This is a genomic window from Streptomyces sp. NTH33 (assembly GCF_003236365.1).
Lineage (GTDB): Bacteria > Actinomycetota > Actinomycetes > Streptomycetales > Streptomycetaceae > Streptomyces.
The window spans coordinates 1-5,933 of sequence record NZ_POTZ01000427.1; the positions used below are offsets into that span (position 1 = coordinate 1).

Consider the following 5,933-nt stretch of genomic DNA (forward strand, 5'->3'; position numbering starts at 1 on the left):
GCCCGAACCACAGCACGCCCTCGCCGCCTCCGGCCCCTCCCCGCAGGTCGCGAACGGCGGGCGGGGACCTCCGGGGGCGCGTCCCCTCGGGCACCGCGGCGGCCCGCCCGGGCTCCGGGAGGGGCCGCGCGGACCACGGCACGGCGAGCGTACGCCCCGGCGGCGGGGCCTGGCCCCCGGGTGCGGCGAGGGCCTGGCCCCCGGATGTGACGAGGGCCTGGTGCGTCGTGTGTGCCATGGGCCTGTTCACCGTCGTCGTCCTCCCCCGGACTGGTCATGGTCCGTCTCCCCGCGGAGCGTAAAGAAAAGGTAATGGACGCGTCTCGCGTTTCCGTGCGCGTACTGCCACAGGCCCGTCACAGACGCGGTCCTGCCGCGAGCGGGCCGGGCGTGCAATGATGGGCGCGGCAACTGCATACCGGCCGCTTGAATCCGCGCGGGAGAGTCCCCAGCCGTGTCGCTGGGGCGCCGAAGGAGCAAGTCCCTCCCTTGAATCTCTCAGGCACCGTTACCGCGCGGGCGAGGCACATCTGAAAAGCGGGCCGCTGACGCAGTGGCTCCACCCAAGGTGCAAGCCGTGACCGTCCGTCCGACGGCGGTCGTGGCGAACCTCTCAGGTTCCGATGACAGATGGGGAGGACATGAGATCTGTCCTCGCCCTCCCCCACGCTCGGCTTCGCTCGCGCGGGGGCCCCCATCGCCTTGGAGACCGACCGATGAGCAGTACCGAACCTCCTCGACTCCGCCATACCGCGCTCGACGCGCTGCACCGCTCGCTCGGCGCGACGATGACCGACTTCGCCGGCTGGGACATGCCGCTGCGCTACGGCTCCGAGCGCGACGAGCACGTCGCCGTGCGCACCGGGGCCGGCCTCTTCGACCTCTCCCACATGGGCGAGATCACCGTCACCGGCCCGCAGGCCGCCGCGCTGCTGAACCACGCCCTGGTCGGCAACATCTCCACCATCGGCCTCGGCCGCGCCCGCTACACCATGATCTGCCGGGTCGACGGCGGCATCCTGGACGACCTGATCGTCTACCGGACGGCCGAGAACGAGTACCTGGTCGTCGCCAACGCCTCCAACGCCCAGGCGGTCCTCGAGGCGCTGACCGAGCGGGCGGCCGGCTTCGACGCCGAGGCCCGCGACGACCGGGACGCCTACGCGCTGCTCGCCGTCCAGGGCCCCGAGTCCCTCGCCATCCTGAAGTCCCTCACCGACGCCGACCTGGACGGCCTGAAGTACTACTCCGCCCTGTCCGGCACCGTCGCGGGCGTCCCCGCGCTGATCGCCCGCACCGGGTACACCGGCGAGGACGGCTTCGAGCTGTTCGTGGCCCCGGGCGACGCGGAGAAGCTCTGGCAGGCGATCACCGAGGCCGGCGCGCCGGCCGGGCTGGTGCCGTGCGGCCTGTCCTGCCGGGACACGCTGCGCCTGGAGGCCGGCATGCCGCTGTACGGGCACGAGCTGTCGCTCGCGCTGACCCCGTTCGACGCGGGTCTCGGCCGGGTGGTCAAGTTCGACAAGGAGGGCGACTTCGTGGGGCGCGAGGCCCTGCTGGCCGCCGCCGAGCACGCCGCCGCCGAGCCGCCCCGGGTCCTGGTCGGCCTGGTCGCCGAGGGCCGCCGGGTCCCGCGCGCCGGGTACCCGGTCGTCGCCGGCGGCGAGGTGATCGGCGAGGTCACCTCCGGCGCCCCCTCCCCCACCCTGGGCAAGCCGATCGCCATGGCGTACGTCGACGCCGCGCACGCCGCCCCGGGCACGGCGGGTGTCGCGGTGGACATCCGGGGCAGCCACGAACCGTACGAGGTCGTGGCGCTGCCCTTCTACAAGCGGCAGAAGTGACACCGGCGTAACCGGCCGGGCGCGACGTGGAACGCGTCGCCCTTGGTCACGCACGCCCTTCGCAGTCCCTCATTCACCACCACTCCCCCGCGTACAGGAGAATTCAGGCCATGAGCAACCCCCAGCAGCTGCGCTACAGCAAGGAGCACGAGTGGGTGTCGCCCGTCGAGGACGGCATCACCACGATCGGCATCACCGAGTTCGCGGCCAACGCGCTCGGCGATGTCGTCTACGCCGAGCTCCCGGCGGTCGGCGACACGGTGGCCGCGGGCGAGACCTGCGGCGAACTGGAGTCGACCAAGTCGGTGTCCGACCTGTACTCCCCGGTCAGCGGTGAGGTCACCGAGATCAACCAGAACGTCGTGGACGACCCGTCGCTGGTGAACTCCGCGCCCTTCGAGGGCGGCTGGCTGTTCAAGGTGCGCCTCGAGGGCGAGCCGGCCGACCTGCTCTCCGCCGACGAGTACGCCGCCCACACGGCCGGCTGAGGAGCGGAACGAAGCACATGAGCGAGCAGAAGACCGTTCTCGACACACCCCTGCACGAACTCGACCCGGACGTGGCCGCCGCGGTCGACGCCGAGCTGCACCGCCAGCAGTCCACCCTCGAGATGATCGCCTCGGAGAACTTCGCCCCGGTCGCGGTCATGGAGGCCCAGGGCTCGGTCCTCACCAACAAGTACGCCGAGGGCTACCCGGGCCGCCGCTACTACGGCGGCTGCGAGCACGTCGACGTGGTCGAGCAGATCGCCATCGACCGCATCAAGGCGCTGTTCGGCGCCGAGCACGCCAACGTGCAGCCGCACTCCGGCGCCCAGGCGAACGCGGCCGCGATGTTCGCGCTGCTCAAGCCCGGCGACACGATCATGGGTCTGAACCTCGCGCACGGCGGGCACCTGACCCACGGCATGAAGATCAACTTCTCCGGCAAGCTCTACAACGTCGTCGCCTACCACGTGGGCGAGGACGGCCTGGTCGACATGGCCGAGGTGGAGCGGCTGGCCAAGGAGGCCAAGCCGAAGCTGATCGTGGCCGGCTGGTCGGCGTACCCGCGGCAGCTGGACTTCGCCGCGTTCCGCCGGATCGCGGACGAGGTCGGCGCGTACCTCATGGTCGACATGGCGCACTTCGCCGGCCTGGTCGCCGCGGGCCTGCACCCGAACCCGGTGCCGCACGCGCACGTGGTCACCACCACCACCCACAAGACGCTGGGCGGCCCGCGCGGCGGTGTGATCCTGTCGACGGCCGAGCTGGCCAAGAAGATCAACTCCGCGGTCTTCCCCGGTCAGCAGGGCGGTCCGCTGGAGCACGTGATCGCCGCCAAGGCGGTGTCCTTCAAGGTCGCGGCGAGCGAGGAGTTCAAGGAGCGCCAGCGCCGTACCCTGGAGGGCGCCCGCATCCTGGCCGAGCGCCTGGTGCGGGACGACGCCAAGGCCGTCGGTGTGGACGTGCTGACCGGCGGCACCGACGTGCACCTGGTCCTGGTGGACCTGCGCGACTCGGAGCTGGACGGCCGGCAGGCCGAGGACCGCCTGCACGAGGTCGGCATCACGGTCAACCGCAACGCGATCCCGAACGACCCGCGCCCGCCGATGGTCACCTCGGGCCTTCGGATCGGCACGCCGGCCCTGGCGACCCGCGGCTTCACGGCCGAGGACTTCGCCGAGGTCGCGGACGTGATCGCCGAGGCGCTGAAGCCGTCCTACGACGCCGACGCCCTCAAGGCCCGGGTGAAGGCCCTGGCCGACAAGCACCCGCTCTACCCGGGTCTGAACAAGTAAGTCACGACAAGCAAGTCACCCCCCTCGGCGGCACCACCCCCGCACTGAGGAGTCACCGTGGCCATCTCGGTCTTCGACCTGTTCTCGATCGGCATTGGCCCGTCCAGCTCCCACACGGTCGGCCCGATGCGGGCCGCCCGCATGTTCGCGCGCAGGCTGCGCAACGAGGGCCTGCTGAAGAGGACGGCCCGGGTCCGTACGGAGCTCTACGGCTCCCTCGGCGCCACCGGCCACGGCCACGGCACGCCCAAGGCGGTGCTGCTGGGCCTGGAGGGCGAGTCCCCGCGGACGGTGGACGTGGAGACGGCGGACGAGCGGGCCGAGACGATGAGGACCTCGGGCCGCCTGAGCCTCCTCGGCGAGCACCGGATCGCGTTCTCCTACGACGACGACCTGGTCCTGCACCGCCGCGAGACGCTGCCCTACCACGCCAACGGCATGACCCTGTGGGCGTACGACGACTCCGGCGCCGAGCTGCTGACCAGGACGTACTACTCGGTGGGCGGCGGCTTCGTCGTGGACGAGGAGGCGGTGGGCGCGGAACGCATCAAGCTGGACGACACGGTGCTGAAGTACCCCTTCCGCACGGGCGACGAGCTGCTGCGCCTGGCGAAGGAGACGGGCCTTTCGATCTCCTCCCTGATGCTGGAGAACGAACGGGCCTGGCGCACCGAGGAGGAGATCCGCGAGGGCCTGCTGGAGATATGGCGGGTGATGCAGGCGTGCGTGGCGCGGGGCATGAGCCGTGAGGGCATCCTGCCGGGCGGCCTGAGGGTCCGCCGCCGCGCGGCCGTCACCGCCCGCCAGCTGCGCGCCGAGGGCGACGCGACGGCCCGCGCCATGGAGTGGATCACCCTCTACGCGATGGCGGTGAACGAGGAGAACGCGGCCGGCGGCCGGGTGGTCACCGCCCCGACCAACGGCGCGGCCGGCATCATCCCGGCGGTCCTGCACTACTACATGAACTTCATCCCCGGCGCCGACGAGGACGGCGTGGTCCGCTTCCTGCTCGCCGCCGGCGCGATCGGCATGCTCTTCAAGGAGAACGCCTCCATCTCCGGCGCCGAGGTCGGCTGCCAGGGCGAGGTCGGCTCGGCCTGCTCGATGGCGGCGGGCGCCCTCGCCGAGGTCATGGGCGGCACGCCCGAACAGGTCGAGAACGCCGCCGAGATCGGCATGGAGCACAACCTCGGCCTCACCTGCGACCCCGTGGGCGGCCTGGTCCAGATCCCCTGCATCGAACGCAACGGCATGGCCGCGGTCAAGGCGGTCACCGCCGCCCGCATGGCCCTGCGCGGCGACGGCCGCCACCACGTTTCCCTCGACAAGGTCATCAAGACCATGAAGGAGACCGGCGCGGACATGAGCGTGAAGTACAAGGAGACGGCGCGGGGCGGGCTGGCGGTCAACATCATCGAGTGCTGAGGGAACGGGCCGCCTTCCCGGCTCGGGCGGCGGGACCGCAGCCCAGTAACAAGAAGATTGTTAATCTCGCCGCATGACCGCCTCCCCGGCTCCCAGCGAAGGTCCCGTCCGCCCGGTCTCCGTCTCGCTCCACGAAGGCACCGTCGCGGCCCTCAGGGCACGCACCGGCAGACGGGGCATGTCCGCCTACGTCGAGGCTCTCATCCAGCGCCGGCTGGAACGCGACCGGCTGCGCGAACTCATCGAGGACGCGGAAGCCGAGCACGGCCCCGTCGACCAGGCCGCCGTCGAGGCCAGGCGGGCCGTCCTGCGCGGCGACGCGGCCGGCTCGGCGGACGCCGCGTGAGCGGCACGCTCGTCCTGGACCGCGAGGGCCTGTCTGGTCTCGTACGGCGCACGCCCGAGCTCACCGAGTGGCTCGCCGCCGCCGAGGCCGAGGACATCCGCGTCGTCACCAGCTCGGTGACTCCCGTCGAAGCCCGCGACCCCAGGACCCACCGGGCCCGCTTCGACTACGCCGTCTCCCGCGTCGACATCATCCCGCCCACCGAGGCCATCGCCCGCCACGCGAGCAAGCTCCTCGCCACAGCCGGACTGCACGGCCACCAGTACGCCCTCGACGCCCTCGTGGCCGCCACCGCGCTCGCCTCACCCGTCCCTGCGACCATCCTGACCTCGGATCCCGAGGACCTCCGCATGCTGTGCGGCACGGGCGTCCGAGTGATCAAAATCTGACCGAGGACTCTGCTCGCGCCCCGTGGTTCCGCGTGTCGCGGCTGCCGGACGGAGGGGTCAGGAAACTCCTTCGGAGGATGCGTCCGAGCCCTTCAGCAGGGCCCGCTCGGCCGCGGTGAACGGGGGTCCGTCCAGCGGTGGGCGCAGGG

General features: G+C 71.7%; 7 protein-coding genes and 2 riboswitches. Of the genes, 6 read left to right on the forward strand and 1 reads right to left on the reverse strand.

Going from position 1 to position 5,933, the window contains the following annotated elements; translation table 11 throughout:
* Window positions 1–238, reverse strand: a 238-nt coding sequence (locus tag C1I97_RS40770) for a hypothetical protein (protein WP_441349167.1), incomplete at its 3' end; no start/stop codon positions are given.
* 189 nt (window positions 239–427) lie between these two features.
* Window positions 428–524, forward strand: a riboswitch (glycine riboswitch).
* A riboswitch (glycine riboswitch) is annotated at window positions 525–640 on the forward strand.
* 76 nt (window positions 641–716) lie between these two features.
* Between C1I97_RS40770 and gcvT the strand changes: the two genes are divergently transcribed.
* The 6 genes from gcvT (at window position 717) to C1I97_RS29495 (ending at window position 5,784) form a co-directional block, all read left to right on the forward strand.
* Window positions 717–1,844: a glycine cleavage system aminomethyltransferase GcvT gene (gene gcvT / locus C1I97_RS29470; RefSeq protein ID WP_111006161.1), complete on the forward strand. Its 1,128-nt coding sequence runs from the start codon at window positions 717–719 to the stop codon at window positions 1,842–1,844.
* A 110-nt stretch (window positions 1,845–1,954) separates the two neighbouring features.
* Complete coding sequence (gcvH, locus tag C1I97_RS29475) at window positions 1,955–2,332, forward strand: glycine cleavage system protein GcvH (protein WP_111006162.1); 378 nt, start codon at window positions 1,955–1,957, stop codon at window positions 2,330–2,332.
* A gap of 17 nt (window positions 2,333–2,349) precedes the next feature.
* Window positions 2,350–3,624 carry a serine hydroxymethyltransferase gene (gene glyA, locus C1I97_RS29480; RefSeq protein WP_111006163.1) on the forward strand — a complete coding sequence of 425 codons (1,275 nt, stop codon included), beginning with the start codon at window positions 2,350–2,352 and terminating at the stop codon, window positions 3,622–3,624.
* Window positions 3,625–3,681: 57 nt separating this feature from the next.
* The gene (locus C1I97_RS29485) at window positions 3,682–5,049 is read left to right on the forward strand and encodes an L-serine ammonia-lyase (protein WP_111006164.1); all 1,368 of its coding nucleotides are present in this window, start codon (window positions 3,682–3,684) and stop codon (window positions 5,047–5,049) included.
* A 73-nt stretch (window positions 5,050–5,122) separates the two neighbouring features.
* Entirely contained in the window at window positions 5,123–5,395 is a 273-nt protein-coding gene (locus C1I97_RS29490) for a hypothetical protein (protein WP_111006165.1), read from the forward strand.
* Window positions 5,392–5,784, forward strand: coding sequence for a type II toxin-antitoxin system VapC family toxin (locus C1I97_RS29495; protein WP_111006166.1), 393 nt, complete (start codon window positions 5,392–5,394; stop codon window positions 5,782–5,784). The genes C1I97_RS29490 and C1I97_RS29495 overlap by 4 nt, the downstream gene beginning before the upstream one ends.
* Window positions 5,785–5,933: the final 149 nt, after the last annotated feature.

What these genes read in the sequence shown, in the direction of transcription:
- C1I97_RS29490 (WP_111006165.1), top strand. Translation starts at nt 5,123, where the DNA reads ATGACCGCCTCCCCGGCTCCCAGCGAAGGTCCCGTCCGCCCGGTCTCC.
- gcvT (WP_111006161.1), top strand. Translation starts at nt 717, where the DNA reads ATGAGCAGTACCGAACCTCCTCGACTCCGCCATACCGCGCTCGACGCG.
- gcvH (WP_111006162.1), top strand. Translation starts at nt 1,955, where the DNA reads ATGAGCAACCCCCAGCAGCTGCGCTACAGCAAGGAGCACGAGTGGGTG.
- glyA (WP_111006163.1), top strand. Translation starts at nt 2,350, where the DNA reads ATGAGCGAGCAGAAGACCGTTCTCGACACACCCCTGCACGAACTCGAC.